Genomic DNA, 19921 nt, shown 5'->3' with positions numbered 1-19921 from the left:
CCTCTATACTTGAAAAATTACTGACCGATTACTTCGCGGTAACCTTCAGCCGTCAACAGGCCTTCGATTTCGCTTTTGTCGCTGATAGACAATTTGATGATCCAACCGTCGCCGTATGGATCAGAGTTTACCAATTCAGGGCTGCCGTCCAGCTTCTCGTTGAATTCCTGCACGGTACCGCTCAGTGGGCTGAACAGGTCAGACACAGTCTTTACTGCCTCTACCGTACCAAAAACATCGTTCTGGCTGATTTCTTTGTCCACCGTGTCGATGTCAACATACACGATGTCACCCAGCTCGCTCTGAGCGAAGTCGGTGATGCCAATGTAGGCTACGTCGCCTTCTATGCGAACCCACTCGTGGTCTTTGGTATACTTTAGGTTGTCAGGTAAATTCATATCTATTGCTTTGGGTTAAATGATGTCCAAAAATACGCTCTTTTTCGCAATGCTAAAAATTATTGCAGACTAACTCGTAGCTGTACTCCACCTTCCGACACACTGTTACGGAACGAAGTAGATATTTTAGGGTCAGACACCGTGCGCAGCAGGTAGAACTGTATGTTCACGCGCTGGCTCAGCACATAGTCCACGGTTGGGCGCAGCTGCAGCTGGCGGGTACCGTTGGTGATCTGGTTCTGGCTAATCTCGTTCCCCTGTTCGTCCTGCGTAATGGCCCGCTGCACGGTCTGGTTGTCACGCACCGACATATCCATCCGCACGGTCAGCTCGTTCTCCAGCGTGCGTCGCTCCCCGCCTATCTTGAAAGGTATACGGAAGTTAGTAGTGGCATATCCGAAGCCGAAGGTATAATCCTTCACGTTGGTTTCAGTTACCTGGGCATTGGTCAGGTTAAGCGACAGGTTACGTTCTATTCTATACCCTATGCGGCCGGTCAGGTTGGTGTTGGTTCGGAAGTTTACACCCAGCAGTTCCAGTCGCTCCTGTACCGTGAGTTGGTTCAGGATGTAGTACGGAATCAGCTGCCCAAACTCGTTGGTGCGCGTTGGGTAGTCGCCCGGGTTGTTCTCATAGGCCAGCGAGGTCGTGAAGCTCGTCACGTTGTAAGTCGAGTTGTAGGAGTGCGTGAGGTTTACCTGGCTGAACCAGCGTTTGAAGAACTCCAACTGCGACAGGCCATTGTAATCGATGCGCCAGTTAGGTATAGGCATCCGCTTAACCGGGTTACCGCCCTTGGCCTTGAAGCCACTGGCATCGCGCCCTTGGTAAGCGTACAGGAACGACTGCAGGAGCACATCCTGCGAGTTCAAGGTATAGCCTGAGTCGCTGGCTGCCGCATTGGCGTTGGTGAGGCGGTCACGTATCTCGTAGCGGTTGCGGATAAAGTTGTCGAATGCGGCCGAAGTTCCGTCTGCTGTAGGCTCGAAAATAGTGCCCAGCGCAAAGAAGGACGTGCTGAACGAGCCGGTGTTGATCGGGTTCTGTCGCTCATTGACGGTGCCGATATTTCCGAAGTCATCAAACTGCTTGCGGTAGAATACCTCTTCGATCTCCGACATGTTGCGGCGCGCATCAAGCTGCAGGTTAAAGTTTCGGAATGGCTCCATGTTAGCCCTGGCCGTGAAAGTCTCGGTATTGATGCCACTGAATGGCGTGTTCAGGTATTGGCTGCTGTCGGTATACCAGCCGCTGGTAAAGGCGCGGTTATAGAGCTCATCCAGGTCGTACTGGCGACCCAGTACAAACGGAAGTCCCGGCGCATCAAAGCCATCGTCGAAGCCAAACATGTGGGTGCGCGGCAGGTAGCCCGGCATCATAGTGCCCTGGTTTTGGAGGTATGTGAAGTTCACAGAGCGGGTCATCATCAGGAAGCGGGCCAATCCCTTGGCAAGTTTCATTTCAGAGCGCTTCTGTACCACGCTATCGCCTGGCGCTGGCACCGGTGGCCCTGCTTGCGGCTGCGTCGGACTGTTCACCTCTTTAAGGAACTTCACCTTGTTGTAAAGCTTCACCATGTCAAAGCGGCCATTCACGCTGAACTCGGTGTTGTTCTCGGCGGTGTTACCCAACTGGAAAGCAGCATCCTGGTTCAGGGCAGTAGAACCCGCCGTCCAGATGTAGGTAACAGCATAGCGTGTTTCGGCGCCTAGCCAGTCGGTGAGCGGGAATTTATCAAACGGCACCTTGTAATTGGCGGCTACCAGCTGATTGAAGTGCGTGTTACGCCCCAGATTGCGCAGGTTATTCCAGATCACTTTGTTCTTATACCTGAGCGAGTCCACGTCGCGGTTGATGCGGTAATCCGGTTCGTCCACCACGGCACGGTTGGTGGCCGTGTAGTCCAGCGAGAGGCTCTTGCTGATGTCCCACTTGAGGTCGTAGATACGGTTGAAGAAGAAGTATTTCTGGAACGTAGGTTCTATACCTCGGGAAGTGATCAGGCCCGAACCTGGATCGCGGCGCTGCAGGAAAGTTTCGTTATACCTGCGGTCGAGGTCGGCGCGGAAGGCAAAACGGCTTGGCAGCGGCGTAAAGTTCAGGTCTTTGATCAGGCGCATGTACGGCGACTTGAGGCGCTCGCTCTTAGCAAACAGCTCGTAGTTGCGCGGCGTGTTGGTATAGGTATAGGCTACCGCTCCGGTATAGGTGCGGGTAAAGTCGCGGTCTGTTTCGATGTTGGTGAACAGGCGCTCGGCATAGGAGTACGAGAAGGACAGGTTTTCGACATCATACGGGCGCACCTTGGCCTCCGGGTTGGTCCGTTCTTTCCGTACGTTCAGCAGACTCACGCTTTTCCGGGTCTCCCGGGTACTCACTTCCTGCCTGTACTCCCGCTGCGCTTCGTTGGTCTCATACCTGGTCAGCGACTGCTCCAGCGGCACGTCCTTGTCGAGTGGGTCAAACTGCGGGGCGCTATTCATGGTGCCATACTGCACCGATACCGGCACTTTTATGCCTAACTTTTCGGGCAGGAACTTATCGGCTACAATGTTGGCGCTTACATCAAATATGGCTGTGTTTTCGCGGGCCCGCTGGGCGATCTTCTGCTGCAGGGCACCGAAACCGATGGTGGTGTAGCTGCCCGTGGCTGTGATGTTGGCAAAGTCGGCCAATTTGGTGTTGAGGCGGGCATTGGCGGCCCAGCCCGAATTGTTTCTAAAGTCTGTCACGCGCAGTTCGTTCACCCAAACGCAAACCGATTGCGGACGGGCATCCTCGCCGGGCACGGTAGGGTTGCGCAAACCGATCATCACACTTTGAACCTCACTGAAATCCGGGTTACCCACCACGCGGATCATCTTGCCACCCTCGAGCATTACTTCCCACGGACGGCGGTTGTCCCAGCCTCCTGCGGTTCGGTTTCGCTCTACTTTGGCATTCACAAAATCCTCCAGGGCAACATCCACTTCGTTCTCGGCCAGCCAGATACCTTCGCGGCTAGTCGTTCCGGCTGGTGTCAGTTTGAGCGGCACCACGTATTCGTAGTAGTTTTGGGTATAGTCCGTACCAATACGCACAAAGGCCTGCACATCATTATCGCGGGTGTTCGGGTCGCGGGTCTGGGCATGCAGGAACAGCTTGAGGCGCTTGTAGATCAGCATGTCGATGGACAGGTTCTTATAAACTGCCTTGGAGAAAGAATCTTTCAGATCCTCCACGCACAGCTGCATCGCCTGCTCGTTCTGGCGGCGGTTGTTGGTGGCAGCATAGTCGCGCAGACGCTCTATACCTGGAGGCATCACGTAAGGGATGATCGTTTCATCCTGTACTGTTTCGCTGTTCTCTTCTATGTTCACGGTGGAAACAGTAAACGAGCGGGCATCGTCGGTACAGTTCAGGCAAGGGTTGCCGTCGGTGATCGGCTGCAGGAAAGTACGCCACTGGTTGGCCACAAACTGGAACTGCACAAAACGGAGCACCACCGGATCGGCAAACTCAGTCATGTACATACGCATGAAGCGGATCGATTTGAAACCGCTGATGCCGCCCACATTGCCCGTTGGCTGGCGCACCGGCACACGGAACTGGTACCAAGTAACGTTTTCGCCGGTTTTGGTATCCACGATCTTGTCTACGATGTAGTTCTCGCCTACGCTCATACCGCCCGGCTGCAGTTTGATCTTGTACTCATAGTACTGCTCCAGATCGCTGATCACGTTGTCGCGGTTCAGGTCTTCTTTGTCAGGGAAGGCGTAGTTAGAAAAGCGACTCTGCTCCGGCGAGTTGCCTTCCATACCGTTGAAGCGCTTGTAGCGCTCCAGGATGCCGGCATTCTGCTGGTCATAGGCCTCATCGAGGTGGTGCAGAAAGTTGTCGGCCGAAGGGTCAGAAAGGACAGTCTGCGGTGCTCCGCCAGGTATACGACCCAAGAAATCGCGCTGGAAAAACTCACGCTCTGCGTTGTCGCCTAAACCATCCAGACCGATGTCCTGAAAACCGCGGGCGCCCGGTACGGCCGAGAAGGCATCGGTCAGGAACTGCTGCGTGGTCACGCGGCCCCATTCGGTGGTTTGCATGTTTTGGTTATCGGTAGCGGAGGTCGGCAAGCCGTTCTCAAATGAATAGCGGTTGTCTTTCAGGATATCCTCCGACACGTTACCCAGGTTGATCACCAGTTCACCACCATCGTTGCTCGCTATCGGGTTGCCGTTCGCGTCTTTGCGTCCATTTGGTCCGGTCAAGAAAGGGTCCATCAGCCAGAACTCCACATATTCAACGTTGGCATTGTCAAAGTCCGTGTCGAAAGTAATCTCGCGGCTGATACCGCCCCAGTTCTTGCGCGGATCGTTCTGTAGTCTGCCCTGTCCATCCAACTCTGGGTTGTAGTTGTACTGTCCGCGCTCCTGTGGGTAGTAGGCCACATCAAAGGTATACTCGTAGGCGTTGGCTATCTCACGATCGCGGCCCGGGAACACCTCATACCGTTGAACAGGGCGTACATAGTGGTTCTTGAGTTCCTCGTCGCCGATGTTGCTAGGGCGCAGGCCTTCGCTGTCGCGGTAGAAGATCTGGTCGATAGTATACCAGGCTACGCGGGCGCGGTTGTAGGCATACCCCAGGCCTTGTCCCTGCGCCAGTGGGGCAGGAGTGGCCGCCAACCGCCAGGTGGTGTTGTTAAAACCACCCAGACTGAAAGGCGTTTCGGCTCCCTCGAAGTCATCCAGGTATGAGGTACCGTCCTCGTTTACCGGCGACTCAGTGGCAGATGGCACAAGATGTGCAAACTCACCGCTAAACGTCACACTCGACGGTACTTTGGTCTGAATGAACGGGATCATGTCCGTCATCTTCGTCAAAAAGCGCGACTCCCGGTTGAAGTTCACGTCTAGGCCGTATACTGTGTTGTTGGTTGGTTCGTCACCTATGCTCACGCGGTTGATGTAAGGCCTTTCGTTGAGGTGCAGTACCGTGCCACCTAAGTTCAGGTCGTTGTTTACACGGTAGTCGAAGCGGGCGCCCAGCAGGGTGCGGGGCTGTATGTTGAGCAGTTCGGCTTTCTCGTAGGTTACGCGCAGGTCGCTGGCCGAAGCGATGTAACTTGGGTTAAGAATTTTGATACGGCCAAGGTCATAGAAAACCTGGTAGTCAGTGCCTTCTTCGAGGCGCGTGCCACCGGAGTATACCGCCACAGAACCTTCGGCAATTCGGAAGCCTGGTAGCATGATCTCATCTGTAGAACTCGCTTGGAAACGACCCTTGAGATAGAACTTTGCTTTCAGTGTGTTCTGCTGCGCGTCCGTCTGGGTTTGTTCGTAAAGTTCCTGGAAAACGTAGCGCTCAATCAGGTCCTGCCGCCCTTCGAACTGACTAGCCAGGTATGAGCCAAATGGTTCCACAACCGGAAAGATGATGCGCCCTGTTTCAGGGTCAATGGTTATACCTTCCAAAAAGTCAAAGTTGCCGTCGCGTGGTTTGTCGTTGTTCGTGTTGACATTGTCCAGGTTGAGCACTTCGATCAACGGGATGTTCTGAATAGGGCTTGGCTCTTTCAAGCTGGTGATGTCCACACCTGTTTCATCGTCTTTGTAAACGATCTGCAGCTGGAAATTCTGACGGTTTACCTGTGTTGCGTCCAGACTGTAGACGTTCTTCATCATCAGGTCCCAGGTTGGGTATTCTAGCGCCGGGTTAGTCGCCTTCAGCAACTTCATATGGATCACCTGATCGTCGCGCAGGTTCTGGTAATCCTCCATTAACTCACCTACCTTGTAAGTCTGTCCGTTGTAGGTATACTCAAAGGCCACGCCCAGTACCTGGTCGGGCAGCAGCGCGGTGGTCAGGGAAATGTAACCCAGCTGCGGGTTGAACTTATACTCACGCGGGTCCAGGCGTCGGGCGCGCACATGCTCAAAGTCAATGGCTTTCTGCAAACCAAGGCTGTTCAGGTATGAGTCCACCTGGTCGTTGTTGCGGGCCTGCGGGTTGGTGTTGATCAGGCTATACAGCGCGTTGGCGTTGTTAGCGGCCGGAGCCAGCGGATTGCGCTCAAACTGGTTTCTAAATGGATCGGATTCGCCTAAGTCCATGTAAGCGACCATGTTGCGCAGGTTCTCAGTGCTGCGGTTGTTGTTGGTTACGTATAGCTCCAGACGCCGGATCACGATGCCAGAGTTCACCAGCGGCAGGTTCTGCAGCGTTTTGTCGTAGCGGCCCCGGAAGAACTGCGACAGGAAGAAATGGCGGTCGCGGTCATAGCTGTCTGCCCGGATCTCAAAAGGCTTGTTCTGCGCCCCGTTCTGAATTACTACTTCATCATTACGGCCACGCACGTTAGCGGCAATCGTCGTCACGCCCAAGCGACCGAACTGCAACTGCGTTTTTAAACCAAAGAGGTTCTGGGCGCCCGTGATCAAAGAGTTGTTGAGCGGCAGGCTCACGTTACCAGCCTCTACCTTACGAATGATCTCCTCCTCGAAGCCGGTGTAGTCCAGCTTCATGTTGTTCTCGAACTCGAAGTTGGCGTTGTTGTCCCAGTTGAAGTTGAGGCGCATTTTCTCCCCGATCTTACCCACCAGGTTGAGCGAAATGTTCTGATCGAAATCAAAGTCGCCGGTGCGCTGCTGCCGGAGAGGTATAGAAGGGTTCTCGTTGCGGTTAAAGCGGGCTCCGAACTTCAGGTTGACGTTACCATTCGGCTGAATATCCACAAAGTTGCCTCCGAACACGCGGTCAAACACCGGGCTGATGTAGATCTTCGGAACCAGGCGGCGTCCACTTACTACGCTTTCGCCATCCAGGCCGGCTGACTTGGTGCGCCAGTAGTCGCGGATGGCCTGTTGGCGCTGGTAGCGGTTGTATTCCTCCCACGACATGGTGGAAGGCAGGCGATAGTCCAGCTCACCCATGCGCTCGTTGATGTTGTACTGCCGCAGACTGTCGTCGAGCTGTATTTCGAGCTCAATGTTAGAAGGCTGACCAAGCAGCAGGGGAGAAGCACTCGGGCGGGTGCCGAAAGGGTTCCCAATGCGGTCGCTTGGTGTAAAGGTCGGGCGGCGGCTCGGAATGTAGGGCTGTAAGCGGGCAGAGTCCTGCGGAATGGTATCCTGGACGAAAAAATCTGAAAAAATCAGGGTGCTATACCTGTTGTGAGAGCGCAATGCCGCGGCCTGCGACCACCATGCCAGCATAGTGATAGCAGCAACCGTTGCAAACAGCAGGCTGTTTTTTTTACTTTTCCAGATCAAGTTGGGCTCTACCGATTAAGAAGACTTTAAGGCAAATTTTATTAGTTCCTCTACGCTCAGGCTTCTGTCTTCCCGCTTAATGATCGCATCAAGCGTTTTCTCTGCCACGTTCTTAGCAAAGCCTAGTGTAACTAAAGCTGATAACGCTTCTGCACGAGACGTATTGTGTGCTGAAACGGGAACTGCTGTGCCACCAGCCAGCATGGTTTCTTTCTTTATTTTATCTTTTAATTCCAATATAATACGCTGCGCGGTTTTAGCCCCTATCCCCTTCACCTGCTGTATGGTGCGCACGTCCTCACGCACAATGGCCTGCTGCACTTCGTCCACCGAAAGCGACGACAAAATCATCAGGCCCGTGTTTGGCCCCACACCTGAAATCGAGATCAGTAGCAGGAAAGTTTCCCTCTCGGCGGCTGTCGTAAACCCATACAAGGTATGGGCATCCTCTTTGATGTGCAGGTAGGTATGCAGCTTGCAGCGCTCCCCCTCAGGCAGTGACGAGTACGTGTTCAGGGAAATTTTGATCTGATAACCTATGCCATTGACATCGACAACGACATAGGTTGGATCTTTCAGAGCGAGCTTACCGTCAATGTATGCGATCATCTATATATGTTTATTATTATAGTTCTGAGCATCTACGACAGCAATGGACACCATGTTAACAATCTCACGGATAGAACTGCCCAATTGTAGAATATGCACAGGCTTGCGCATACCCATTAGTACCGGTCCAATTGCCTCAGCACCACCTATTTCCTGCAGCAGTTTATAGGCGATGTTACCTGATGTAAGGGTCGGAAAAACAAGTGTATTTGCTCCCTTTTCAGCCAGTTCACTGAACGGATAGTGCTCACGCAGCAGGTTCTTGTTCATGGCCGTATTCGCCTGTAACTCACCGTCTATCAGCAGGTCCGGGTATCGCTGCTTCGCCTTGCGCACTGCCTCAGCCCCTTTGTTAGGTATATCACCCTGAACGGAGCCAAAGTTAGAGTACGACAGCACAGCCATACGCGGTTCCGTGTCGAAGAAACGAACGGCACGGGCAGTCAGGCCGATGATGTCCACCAGTTCGTCGGCAGTTGGGTTGACGTTTACAGTGGTATCAGCGAAGAAGTACGGTTCCTTTTTGTTAAGGATGATGTACATACCTGCCACTTTGTTTATACCATCCTCAACCCCTATTATTTGTAAGGACGGCAGAATGGTTTTGGAATAGTCGCGGGTAAGACCTGAGATAAGCGCATCTGCTTCGCCTGTTTCGAGCATCATGGCGCCGAAGTAGTTGCGGTCACGCATCTGCCGACGGCTGTCGAACAGGGTAAGCCCTTTGCGCTGACGTTTCTTATAAAGCAGTTGGGCAAACTCTTCCCGCTTGGCATCTTCCTCGTACGGGTCGATGATCACACAATCGTGCAGGTCGAGGTTGGTTTCCTCTATGATCGCGGCAATTCGGGCTCTGTTACCCAGCAGGATCGGGTTCGCGATGAGCTGCTCTTTCACGATTTGGGCCGCTTTCAGAATCTTATAGTGGTCCGCTTCTGCGAAGACTACCGTTTTAGGATCTTTCTTGGCCTGGTTGGTGATACGGGTCATCAGTTTCTGGTCGATGCCGATGCGCTCCTGCAGTTCAATCTCGTATGCCTCCCAGTTGGTGATAGGGTGCTTGGCCACGCCGCTTTCCATGGCTGCTCTGGCTACTGCCGGCGACACTGTGGTGATCAGGCGCGGATCAAGTGGCTTTGGTATCAGGTAGGTACGGCCGAATGAGATAGTGTTGTCTCCGTAGGCTTTGTGCACCAGTTCCGGAACAGGCTCTTTCGCCAGATCAGCCAGGGCGCGCACAGCAGCCAGCTTCATGGCTTCATTGATCTCCGTGGCGCGCACGTCCAAGGCTCCTCTGAAAATGTAAGGGAAGCCCAGTACGTTGTTCACCTGGTTCGGATGGTCGGAGCGGCCGGTCGCCATGATCAGGTCATCCCGGGTATCCATGGCTAAATCATAATCAATCTCCGGGTCTGGGTTGGCCAGCGCGAAAATGATCGGGTTAGGAGCCATCAGTTTCACCAGTTCTGGCGCCAGTACGTTGCCAGCTGAAAGTCCGATGAACACGTCAGCACCTTCCATGGCCTCCCGCAGTGTGTTGATCTTGCGGAGGGTTACGAACTGCGCTCTGTAGATGTCGAGGTCGTTGCGCTCCGGACGGATGATACCGTCCTTGTCGAACATGACGATGTTATCCAGCTTGGCGCCCAGAGCTACGTATAGCTTAGTGCAAGCAATGGCAGCTGCGCCCGCGCCATTTATCACAATCTGGATTTCTTCAATTCTTTTGCCCGCCAGTTCCAGTGCGTTGAGTAGGGCAGCTGAAGAGATAATGGCCGTGCCGTGCTGGTCGTCGTGCATGAGCGGAATGTTCATCTGCTCCTTCAGTGCGTTCTCTATCTTGAAGCTCTCAGGGGCTTTGATGTCTTCCAGGTTGATGCCACCGAAGGTAGGCTCCAGCGACTTCACAATGCGGATGAACTCTTCGGGGTCGGTGCAGTCGATTTCAATATCGAACACGTCTATACCTGCGAACTTCTTGAAAAGAACGCCTTTGCCTTCCATTACTGGTTTTGATGCATCCGGCCCAATGTTGCCAAGTCCAAGTACGGCAGTTCCGTTAGATATTACCCCTACCAGGTTTCCCTTGGCGGTATACTTATAAACATTCTCTTTGTCAGCAGCTATTTCTTTGCAGGGCTCAGCTACTCCAGGAGAGTAAGCCAGGGCCAGGTCATGCTGTGTACTCAGCATTTTAGTCGGCACTACTTCTATTTTGCCGGGTTGCCCCTGCATGTGGTAGTTGAGTGCGTCCTCTTTGTTTACTTTGATCATGGTATGCGTTATTGGTGTTGTCTCGTGTTAGTTGTTCCCTTGCGTTGTGTGGCTCCTGCGCCGGGCAGAAGCTTAAAGCCAAGTTGATAAGATTTTATGGTTTATCAAAGCTGTAATCGACAAAGATACACCCTGAACAATCTTCATCTAGCAGAATATTGTTTTTTTATCAGGCTGCTGAGGTTATGCTGTTATCTGATGGCTCGTATGGCAATAAGCTGATAAAACAGGAAGGGTATAAACGACGAAACACCCTTCCGTGAGAAGAGTGTTTCGTTCGATCTATACCTGTTAACTTAGCTAAGGATGAGTTGCTGTCCCGGTTTGATGGCGCTGTTTTTGAGTTTGTTCAGCTTCTTTATTTTTTCGACCGTTACGCCTTCGTGACGTTGGGAGATCGTCCAGAGTGTGTCGCCTGGTTGCACATGGTAAACGCGCTCGGGTTGGGTTTTGCTTGGAGCAGGCTTAGCTTTGGCCGGCGTGCTGGCTGCCTTCTGAGTGCTGTTTCCTGCAGATGCCAGCAAAACCGGAGCTGCTTCCGGAGCGGGCTGCCATACCAGCAGTTTATCCTGCACTCTGATAGAGGAACCGTCCAGCTTATTCCATTCCTTCAGATCCTCTAACGTGACGCCGTGCTTGCGGGCAATCGTATACAAGTTATCTCCGCGCTGCACAATGTAGGTTTTTTGCACCAGGCTGTCTTTAGGTGTTTCCTTGGCAGTGGCAGCGGCTAGCATAACGGGTGCTTCGGCTGGTACAGTGTGTTTTGCAGGAGGAGGTGTTGGTGCAGCGGCGAGTAGAATGCAGCTCTGCTCAGCAGCCAGCAACTTGGCAGCTTGGGCCGGGATGCGCAATTTATAATTACGGGTCGTAGCTGGAAGCTTCGGTTTTTTAATCTCCGGGTTCAGGGCCAACAGCGCCAACGTATCCACGTGTAGCTCAGTTGCCAGTTTCTCCAGATCCAGTGCCTGGTTCACAGTCAGGTGGGTGTAGTCAGCTGCGTAAAGGATAGAGTCAGAGAAGATGTTGTGCTCCGGGGCGTACTTCATAGCATAGATCACCGCCGTCATAGACGGTATATAGTTGCGGGTTTCTCTTGGCAGGTATGGGTAAATTTCCCAGAATGTCTTTTTGCCACCGCCTGCTCTTCTGATCGCTTTGTTCACGTTGCCCTGACCGCAGTTGTAAGCAGCCATGGCCAACTCCCAGTCGCCGTACGTGCGGTATAGCCTGCTCAGGAAGCGCATCGCCGCATCCGTAGATTTCTCTATGTCCATCCGCTCGTCGATGTACTGGTCCTGGTTCAAGCCATACTCTTTGCCAGTCGACTTGATAAACTGCCAGGGACCAACCGCGCCTGCCCAGGAGGCCGCTTTCGGGTTCAGGCCAGACTCTACAATGGAAAGGTATTTGATGTCCTGCGGCATGTTATACTTCTTCAGGTACTTCTCGTAGATCGGGAAATACACATTTTCGCGGGAAATCATGGTGCGCGTATACTTTCTGTTACGGACAGTAAAGTAATCGATGTGATTGCGCACAAATTTATTGAATACTAGGGGGATATCGGCCTCTATACAGCTCAGCCTGTCCTGAATCACCTCGTCAGGCTCATAGGGGATATACTCCACGAGCAGCGCCAGTTCCTCATCTGAAAGGAAGGTAGTGTCTGCCTGTGGTTTCTTTAAGGAATCCTCTTCTATGAGTTTTTCGAACCTGATCGTATAGTCAGAAGCCTGGGCATGGATCGCCCATATACTTCCAGCCAGTGCTGCAAGTACTGTAAAGAGTCTAAACTGCGTCATTATAATTTATGCTTCAACGGTTAGCTTGTCCAGTATGCAATTTGAGAAAGCCAGCAGTTGCGGCTCCTCAAATGAGCGGGTCATTAACTGCAACCCGATGGAAAGGCCGTTCGCATCGCGACCTGCCGGAATAGAAATGGCAGGAACACCAGCAAGCGAGGCCTGAACCGTAAAGATGTCAGCTAAATACATAGCCAACGGATTCGCCGTATTCTCCTCTATCCTGAAGGCCGTAGTAGGAGCAGTAGGCAATATAAGAAAATCATAATGTTGCAGCAACTCATCCGTCTTATCTTTTATGAGACGGCGTACGCGCTGCGCCTTGGTATAGTAGGCGTCGTAGTAGTCGGCGCTCAGCACAAAAGTGCCCAGCATAATGCGGCGCTGCACCTCCGGACCAAAGCCCTCGGCTCGCGTTTTTTTGTAAAGGGAGGTAAGGTCGGTTGCGTTCTCGCTGCGGTAGCCATACTTCACCCCGTCAAAGCGACCCAGGTTAGAGCTGGCTTCAGCAGTCGTGAGGATGTAGTAAGTTGGCACCATGAAGTCCAGGTATGGAAACTCCACGGCTTCTACCTGGTGGCCTGCCTCCTGTAACATGTCTTTTACACCCAGGAGGATTTCTTTCACCTCCGCGTCCAGACCCTCACTTTCGAAGCAGTCGCGGATATAACCAATCTTGTATTTCTTGTCTGTCTGCAGCATCTGGCTGTAAGCGGGCACCGGGCGGTGGCTTACCGTGCTGTCATACTCGTCGCTGCCAGCCATTACTTCCAGCAGCAGGGCGGCGTCTTCCACGCTTTTCGAAATAATGCCGATCTGGTCAAAAGAAGAAGCATAGGCGATCAGGCCATAGCGGGAAATGCGCGAATAAGTAGGCTTCAGACCTACCACACCGCAAAAAGAAGCGGGCTGGCGAACAGAACCTCCGGTATCAGACCCAATAGAAGCCAGGCAAAGGTCTGCCTGTACAGCTACGGCTGATCCTCCAGACGAGCCACCTGGTACGCGGGTCGTATCGTCGGCGTTGAGCACAGGACCGAAGGAAGAGTTTTCGTTAGAAGCTCCCATCGCAAACTCGTCACAGTTCTGGCGACCGATGATAATCGCATCTTCAGCAAGCAGGCGCTGCACTGCCGTAGCGGTATAAAGCGACTTAAAACCGTCCAGGATCTGGCTGGATGCCTGCAGACTATGGCCTTCGTAAGCCAGCACGTCTTTAAGGCCGATCACCATACCTGCGAGTTTGCCGGCGTGGCCTGAGGCGAGTTTCTTGTCTACGGCGTCGGCCTGGGCAAATGCTTCTTCCTCGAATAGCTCCAGGAAAGCGTTTAGCTCAGGCTTCTGCTTGATATTATGAAGGTAGTGCTCTACCAGCTGTCTGCACGAAAGTTGCCCGTTGGCAATATCGCTGCGAATGTCACGAAGTGAGTGGTATGATTTCAAACTAGTCAGGCTTTTTTATGTCCTTGATGGAGCGTTCAAGCTCGTCCTGGATTTCTTTTTTTGCATCGTTAAAGCTACGCAGACCGCGACCAGCAGAACGTGCCAGGCCTGGGAGCTTGTCTGTGCCAAAAAGGAGAAGTACTGCGGTTAGTACAACAAGTAATTCTCCTCCCCCTATGTCTCCCAGGAAGAGGAGGATTGTACTAAGAATCATAAAATATTATTCTGAAAAGATTACTTCGTAGTGTTGCTGTCGTCTTTAACAGAGCTTTCGATATCAGACTTGATCTCTTTGGTGGCGTCTTTGAACTCACGGATGCCGCGACCCAGTCCTTTCGCAAGTTCAGGTATACGCTTGGCGCCGAACAGTAAGAGAATAGCGAACAAGATCAGGACTACCTCTGTGCCTCCTAAACCTCCGATAAATGCAAAAATGTTGGTAATTACCATGGTCTTAAAGTTTTAAGAATGAATAGCTGCAAAAATAAAGCTTATATTTTAATTTAACCCACATTTGGAAACATTAGTTTAGCCCCAGGTCATTATCTAGGGAAATCACCCTGAGGCAGCTGTAGGGCAGGACACGTGAATGTCTTTTCAAGATACGATGCAAGCAAGGTGCAACCTCATATGTCAATAGGCGTATAGAGGGTCAAATTAATCTGATATCTTGCTGCTGGCGAGATATTCCAGCGCTTATTTGTGCCTGTCTTTTTCCCAAAATGAAAAAAACATTTCCGGCAGAGGGAAATTCTAAACAATAGGCGTAAATATTCCTACTGATAATCAACTAGTTAATGGTGTTGGTGTTTTTGGCAAGCTACTTGTAATAGGCCATATACAACGGAATTACACTACATCGCCTAACAGAGGGATAGAACTAAGAATAAAAATAAATATTAAGTTTTTTTAATCTTCTGTTTGCAAGTGTAATTTAAAGGTTGTAAATTAATCCATAGAAATTTAACGCACCCCCTTTGGTGGGGAGAAAGTGTCTAAATATAATTTTAAGTTTGTTTTCATAGCTTGGAAAGGCACCCTGCTTTGTAGGGTGTTTTTTCTTTTATAGGGGTATAGAAAACCAAACTCTTATCGAAATACAAGCTAAAAAGGCACGGCCGGGCATCTTCAAAGATGCCCGGCCGTGCCTTTCTTTTACCAGGTATAACAGCAGGTCTACTTCGGCCTGATCCAGCTTTCCGGGTTTAGGTTGGTATTGTTTTTCCAGAGCTGGAACTGCAGTTCGGTCGTGCCGTTGGCGTCGGTGTACACCGTCCCGATCACATCTTTATGCTTTACGACCTGTCCCTCTTTCACAGTAACAGTGCGCAGCTTTGCATATACTGCAAAGTATTCGCCATGCTGCACCATTACAATATTGTTCATGCCCGGCACGCTGGCCACTGTTAGTACCTTGCCTTCGAATATGGCGCGCGCAGGCTCTCCCTGACCGGTCTGAATATCAATTCCTCTGTTTTCTACCACCACACCCTTCAGTACCGGGTGATTGTGGCGGCCAAACTTCTGCGAGATGAAGCCACGGTCCACAGGCCAGGCCAGTCGTCCACGGTTGCCTGCAAATGACGAAGAGATAAGGGCGGCTTCCGGAGTGAGCGTGATCTTGCTGGAGCTTCCGCTGGTGGCGCGTCCTTCTTCTCGGGCGGCACGGGCGGCACGGGCGATCTCCTCTTTCACAATATCGGCTATGAGGTTGTCCAGCTTTCTAACGGCCTGCTGGCGTTGTGCCACTTCTTTTTTGAGTTGCTCTTCCTGCTTGCTGAGCTTTTGGATCATGCCATCCTGCTGGGTGCGCAGCGACAGTAGGTTTTTGTTCTCCACCACCTGCTTATTAAGCAGACCGCGCTTCTCTTCCCGCTGTGATTCCAGTGTGCGCAGCTGTCCTGTGAGGGCCACCTGTACCTTGTTAATTTGTTCTACCTGTTTCTTGCGGGCCTCGGAGTACTGCTGAAGGTAACGCAGGCGGCGCACCATCTGGTTGAAAGAGTCAGCGGCAAACACGAACATGAGTTTGTTGTAGCTGTTAGCAGTCTTGGAGGCAGCGTAAACCATGGTGGCATACTCGGCTTTCAGGCTTTCCAGGTCGGATTGCAGTTCACCTACTATACCTTCGGTTTCTTTCAAGCCTGTTTCCAGCAATTTTATTTCGCGTGATATGGTGCTGATAACGCCTTTCTGTACCGTAATTTTTTCCTGTATGGCGTTGAGCTGGCCAATAGAAGCCTCTTTCTGCACCTTGGTTTGCTGCAGAATGCGGTTCGCTTCTTTAATACGGTTTAGGTTTTCCTTTTTCTCTTTCTCGAGCTGCGCCTTCGATTTTTGTTTCTGGGCTTGGGTAACCAATGGCAACAGCAGGATAATCAGGAAAAAGGCTGATTTGTAAAGGGCCTTCATCAGAAATAGGGGTATACTACACTTAGCCTACAAATATGGCAAAACTATATTGCCCGTACCAGAACCCCGCCTATTTTATTAGGCTAAAGTCGCTTGTAACCAGAAGGAACACTGAAAGGAAACTCCAGTACGTCCTCAGAAACGGTAACTTTGGTGTGGCTTAGATTGAAGTCAGATATCTGGCCCGACTGTAGAATCTGAGCCAGCATGTTGTAGGCAAAAGGGACGTCGCCCAAGGGCTGAAAACTCTCATACTGCACCACAATGCTATTGCCCGATTGCTGGTCTTTGACGTTGAGCTGCTGTAGTTTCAGGTTTTCGGAGCTGATGAAATAGTCGAAAAGCAGGTTTTTGCGCAACTGCTGCACGTGCTGCATCTGGCCCTGGCTGGTGGCTTTTTCGGAGCCGTTGGCCTGGTAGTTGCCTAGCAGAATAGCTTGTACTACCTGGAAGTCAAGCGCTACGTTGAAGCGCTTGCTCAGAAAAGCATAGTCTGTGGCGGCATACTCCCGTTGGATGCGATTCATCATGTACACCGAGTCGGGCGTGAGCTTGATGCGGGCAGCCTCTATACCTAAGCCCGGCAGTACCGAAACCCAGATCACACTGTCCTTCTGCATGCGCAGGGCATAACCCGACGAAGTGCTCTGGCCTTTGTCATCAAACTTGAGCTGGCCGCGGGCATTCAGGTATGTGAATTCCAGGTTTTGGACAGTGACATTGCCAACAGTTTCAGTGGTGGCGGTAGCGGCAGTCGGGATCGTTTCTTTTTTGCAGGCGGAAAACAGGAGTATGCCCAGCAGGCATAGCAGGAGCTGTTTATTCATAGAGTTTCTTTTCTTTTATCTTTCTGTCCAAGAAAGCGGATGCCTCTCCTTTGAGTTTGGCTTTTTCCCACTGCCTCACCGCCTCGTCTTTTTTGCCCATCTTGAACAGCACATCACCGTAATGCTCTACAATGGTCGCATCCTCCGAAACAGCAATGGCCTGTTCCAGGTATTTCAGCGCACTCTCGTAATCTTCCATCTTGTACAGCACCCAGGCATAGGTATCCAGATAAGTAGGGTTGGCAGGGTGTTGCTCAACTAAACGGCCAGCCATGGCTTTGGCTTTAGGCAGTTGCTCGCCTCGCAGCGATAGAAAGTAACTGTAGTTGTTAAGAACGTGCTCATTGTTGGGGTCCTGCGATAGCACGGCCTCATACGCCTCGTCTGATTTTTTATACTCTTTGATGGAGTTATAGGCATCTCCTAACTGGGCGTTGAACTGCGTCACCAGCTCGGGCTCGCTCGCCGAAAGGCGCTTGCCGTGCTCCAATGACTTGGCGGCCTTGGCAAAATTCTTCTCGATCAGATGCCCGGTGCCGTTGTAGAACCAGAAAACGGCCTGGTTGGGGAACAACTCCAACGCCTGCTCCGAATGCTTCACCAAATCGCCCGATTCGCCCAGTTCAGCGTCGAGCAGCACGATCTGCTGCCAGATCTTAAAGTGCGAGTCGTCGAGCTTGACAGCCTTGATGTAGTTGCTCCGGGCTGCCTCTTTTTTGCCCGTGATGGTTTGCAGGTCGCCGGCTACCGCGTAGGCTTTTGCCTCCTCGGGGTGCGACGCGATCGTGAGGTCTGCCAGTTCAAGGGCTATATCTTCTATGGCCGGATTAGGGAGCTGGCGGATGAAGTCCACCAGGATGCGCACTTTGGTGTCGATGTCGAGGTCGGTGCTGGCAAACGCAATCTTCACCTGGTTTTCAGATTCCTTCAGGTTGCCTTTCTGGCGGTGCAGGTCTGAGAGCATCAGGTGCGCAAAAGGATTGTTCGGCTCGATGCGCAGGGCACGGTTGATCGTTTCGATGGCGATGTCCGGCTTTTGGCTAGCATTGTAGAGCTCGGCCTGGGCCAACAGGTAGCGAATCTCCGTAGGGTTAGCCGCAATCAGCTTTTCGCCTTCCGCAAGGGCTTTCCCAATGTTTTTCTGGCGCAGGTAGATCTGCTGGCGGTTCATGGAAAGCTGCTCCAGCGCACCGTATTTTTTCTCGATGCGGTCGTAGGTCTTCAGCGCATCATCATACTTGGACTGTGCCAGGTATAGCTCCGCCAGGTTGAATAGGTACTGCTCCTGTTCAGGCACGTTGCGCATCAGGTCGTTGTAGGCCTGAGCCGCCTCGGTGTACTGCTTCTGCTCGGCGTGCAGCTGCGCCAGCAGCAGGTAATAGTATGGATTTTTTGAGTCGTTGGCGATGGCGGCCTGTGCAAATGTTACACCCGCTTTCGGGTTCTCCATCAGCATGTAGGTCTCAGCCAGCTTGTAGTTGAGCGCCGCGTTAGTGGGGGTAACGGCGTAGGCTTTCTGAAACTGGCTAAGTGCCTGCTTGTAGTCCTCCAGCATAAAGTATTTCATGCCCTCCAGAAACAATGCCTCGCTCAGCAGCTTTTCCTGCTCGCTGGGTTCGGGCTGCGGCACAGGTATGGCTACCTGTGCCGTCTCGGCCTTCTGCTTGCCCTTTCTCTTTTTTTTCTTAGACTGGGCCTGGCTTTCGCCGGTCGCGACCAGTGCAAAGCAGCAAGTAGCGAGCACAATGTTTCTGAATCGGGTCATAAAATAGGTATGCTAATCTTTGAGCGTGTTGTAGTCGCCAAGGCTCAGGTCTGACTGGCGGCCTTCATAGGAAACAAAATTACCTACCATTGAGTTTGCTATGTTCCCGTTTTTGATGGTCGACTCCTTCTGAACGATGGAATTGCTCAGAATAGACGCCAGTACGCTGGTGTTGTCTCCAATAGAAACGTGCGGACCTACAACTGAATTGTGGATCACGGCATTCTCTCCGATATACACGGGTGGGATGATAACAGAGTTCTGGATATTGGCCGACGCGGCTACCAGGTCTTTCTCATCCTTTATATACTCTAAATAGCGTTGATTTGTGTAAACGGTTGCGTCTTTATTGCCGCAATCGAGCCATTCCGAGATTACGGCAGGAATAAATTTCGTGCCTTTGTTTTTCATGTTCTCCAGGGCATTCGTCAGCTGGTACTCGCCCTTGTCTTTGATGTCGTTGTCGAGCAGGTACTGCAGTTCGCTGCGCAGATAGGCACCATCTTTAAAGTAGTAGATACCGATGATGGCCATGTCGGACACGAATTCCTGCGGCTTCTCCACAAAGTCGGTGATCTCGCCGTTGTTGCCCAGCTTGACCACGCCAAACGGACGGGGGTCTTCCACGCGCTGCACCCAGATAGTGCCGTCGGCGTTGGTGTCGAGTTTGAAGTCGGCTTTGAAAAGGGTGTCGGCAAAGGCTACTACTACCTTGCCTTCCAGTGAATCCTGCGCACACATGATGGCGTGTGCCGTGCCCAGGGCTTCTTCCTGGTAAAAAATGCTGCCTTTTGCGCCCACTGACTCAGCGATTGCTTTCAGGTCGCGCTCTACAGCCTCACCGAAGTGACCGATAATGAAAGCCACTTCCTCAATGGGCTCATGGCATACTTTTGCAATGTCTTCTACCAGGCGCTGCACGATTGGCTTGCCTGCAATAGGTATAAGTGGTTTAGGAACTGTAAGAGTGTGGGGGCGCATACGCTTGCCCATACCTGCCATAGGTACAATAATCCTCATAGCTATTTGTTTATGGATTGAAAAATGTAGCCGGACGTGCTGCCCGGCCACTATTGGTTTTGATTAATACTGTATTTTGAATGTTTGGTTTTAGCCCTCACTAAAAAGCAGAAAAAGGGCA

The 19921-nt window shown here is 52.0% G+C and carries 12 protein-coding genes; all 12 read right to left on the bottom strand.

Features of this window, described 5'->3' with window-relative positions:
• Nucleotides 1–17 precede the first annotated feature (17 nt).
• The 12 genes from gcvH to AC4QZR_RS19340 all read right to left on the bottom strand — a co-directional run bounded on the left by gcvH (nucleotide 18) and on the right by AC4QZR_RS19340 (nucleotide 19800).
• Nucleotides 18–398 (bottom strand): glycine cleavage system protein GcvH, encoded by a 381-nt coding sequence (gene gcvH, locus AC4QZR_RS19395; protein WP_494482392.1) that lies wholly within the window; start codon nucleotides 396–398, stop codon nucleotides 18–20.
• A 59-nt stretch (nucleotides 399–457) separates the two neighbouring features.
• The gene (sov, locus tag AC4QZR_RS19390; protein WP_494482391.1) at nucleotides 458–7588 is read right to left on the bottom strand and encodes a T9SS outer membrane translocon Sov/SprA; all 7131 of its coding nucleotides are present in this window, start codon (nucleotides 7586–7588) and stop codon (nucleotides 458–460) included.
• Between the two features lie 72 nt (nucleotides 7589–7660).
• Nucleotides 7661–8254: a Holliday junction branch migration protein RuvA gene (gene ruvA / locus AC4QZR_RS19385; protein ID WP_494482390.1), complete on the bottom strand. Its 594-nt coding sequence runs from the start codon at nucleotides 8252–8254 to the stop codon at nucleotides 7661–7663.
• On the bottom strand, nucleotides 8255–10528 hold the full coding sequence (locus AC4QZR_RS19380; RefSeq protein ID WP_494482389.1) for an NADP-dependent malic enzyme: 2274 nt from the start codon (nucleotides 10526–10528) through the stop codon (nucleotides 8255–8257). It lies immediately after the preceding gene.
• 296 nt (nucleotides 10529–10824) lie between these two features.
• Nucleotides 10825–12333, bottom strand: coding sequence for a lytic transglycosylase domain-containing protein (locus tag AC4QZR_RS19375; RefSeq protein WP_494482388.1), 1509 nt, complete (start codon nucleotides 12331–12333; stop codon nucleotides 10825–10827).
• Between the two features lie 6 nt (nucleotides 12334–12339).
• Nucleotides 12340–13776, bottom strand: coding sequence for an Asp-tRNA(Asn)/Glu-tRNA(Gln) amidotransferase subunit GatA (gene gatA, locus AC4QZR_RS19370; protein WP_494482387.1), 1437 nt, complete (start codon nucleotides 13774–13776; stop codon nucleotides 12340–12342).
• A gap of 1 nt (nucleotide 13777) precedes the next feature.
• Entirely contained in the window at nucleotides 13778–13990 is a 213-nt protein-coding gene (locus AC4QZR_RS19365; RefSeq protein ID WP_188502295.1) for a twin-arginine translocase TatA/TatE family subunit, read from the bottom strand.
• A 20-nt stretch (nucleotides 13991–14010) separates the two neighbouring features.
• Complete coding sequence (gene tatA / locus AC4QZR_RS19360; RefSeq protein ID WP_303414055.1) at nucleotides 14011–14226, bottom strand: twin-arginine translocase TatA/TatE family subunit; 216 nt, start codon at nucleotides 14224–14226, stop codon at nucleotides 14011–14013.
• A gap of 726 nt (nucleotides 14227–14952) precedes the next feature.
• Nucleotides 14953–16188 (bottom strand): murein hydrolase activator EnvC family protein, encoded by a 1236-nt coding sequence (locus AC4QZR_RS19355; RefSeq protein ID WP_494482386.1) that lies wholly within the window; start codon nucleotides 16186–16188, stop codon nucleotides 14953–14955.
• Nucleotides 16189–16271: 83 nt separating this feature from the next.
• On the bottom strand, nucleotides 16272–17015 hold the full coding sequence (gene lolB1, locus AC4QZR_RS19350) for a lipoprotein insertase outer membrane protein LolB1 (protein ID WP_494482385.1): 744 nt from the start codon (nucleotides 17013–17015) through the stop codon (nucleotides 16272–16274).
• Nucleotides 17008–18780 (bottom strand): tetratricopeptide repeat protein, encoded by a 1773-nt coding sequence (locus tag AC4QZR_RS19345; protein ID WP_494482384.1) that lies wholly within the window; start codon nucleotides 18778–18780, stop codon nucleotides 17008–17010. Before AC4QZR_RS19345 ends, lolB1 begins: the two co-directional genes overlap by 8 nt.
• 12 nt (nucleotides 18781–18792) lie before the next feature.
• The gene (locus AC4QZR_RS19340) at nucleotides 18793–19800 is read right to left on the bottom strand and encodes a sugar phosphate nucleotidyltransferase (RefSeq protein WP_494482383.1); all 1008 of its coding nucleotides are present in this window, start codon (nucleotides 19798–19800) and stop codon (nucleotides 18793–18795) included.
• Nucleotides 19801–19921 lie beyond the last annotated feature (121 nt).

The organism is Pontibacter sp. YIM B11418, from assembly GCF_059278805.1.
This window is presented reverse-complemented; position numbering and strand designations above follow the sequence as displayed.

Excerpts from the sequence above, each read along its gene's own strand:
- gcvH (WP_494482392.1), bottom strand. The coding sequence starts at position 398 with ATGAATTTACCTGACAACCTAAAGTATACCAAAGACCACGAGTGGGTT.
- sov (WP_494482391.1), bottom strand. The coding sequence starts at position 7,588 with ATGCTGGCATGGTGGTCGCAGGCCGCGGCATTGCGCTCTCACAACAGG.
- ruvA (WP_494482390.1), bottom strand. The coding sequence starts at position 8,254 with ATGATCGCATACATTGACGGTAAGCTCGCTCTGAAAGATCCAACCTAT.
- AC4QZR_RS19380 (WP_494482389.1), bottom strand. The coding sequence starts at position 10,528 with ATGATCAAAGTAAACAAAGAGGACGCACTCAACTACCACATGCAGGGG.
- AC4QZR_RS19375 (WP_494482388.1), bottom strand. The coding sequence starts at position 12,333 with ATGACGCAGTTTAGACTCTTTACAGTACTTGCAGCACTGGCTGGAAGT.
- AC4QZR_RS19365 (WP_188502295.1), bottom strand. The coding sequence starts at position 13,990 with ATGATTCTTAGTACAATCCTCCTCTTCCTGGGAGACATAGGGGGAGGA.
- tatA (WP_303414055.1), bottom strand. The coding sequence starts at position 14,226 with ATGGTAATTACCAACATTTTTGCATTTATCGGAGGTTTAGGAGGCACA.
- AC4QZR_RS19355 (WP_494482386.1), bottom strand. The coding sequence starts at position 16,188 with ATGAAGGCCCTTTACAAATCAGCCTTTTTCCTGATTATCCTGCTGTTG.
- lolB1 (WP_494482385.1), bottom strand. The coding sequence starts at position 17,015 with ATGAATAAACAGCTCCTGCTATGCCTGCTGGGCATACTCCTGTTTTCC.
- AC4QZR_RS19345 (WP_494482384.1), bottom strand. The coding sequence starts at position 18,780 with ATGACCCGATTCAGAAACATTGTGCTCGCTACTTGCTGCTTTGCACTG.
- AC4QZR_RS19340 (WP_494482383.1), bottom strand. The coding sequence starts at position 19,800 with ATGAGGATTATTGTACCTATGGCAGGTATGGGCAAGCGTATGCGCCCC.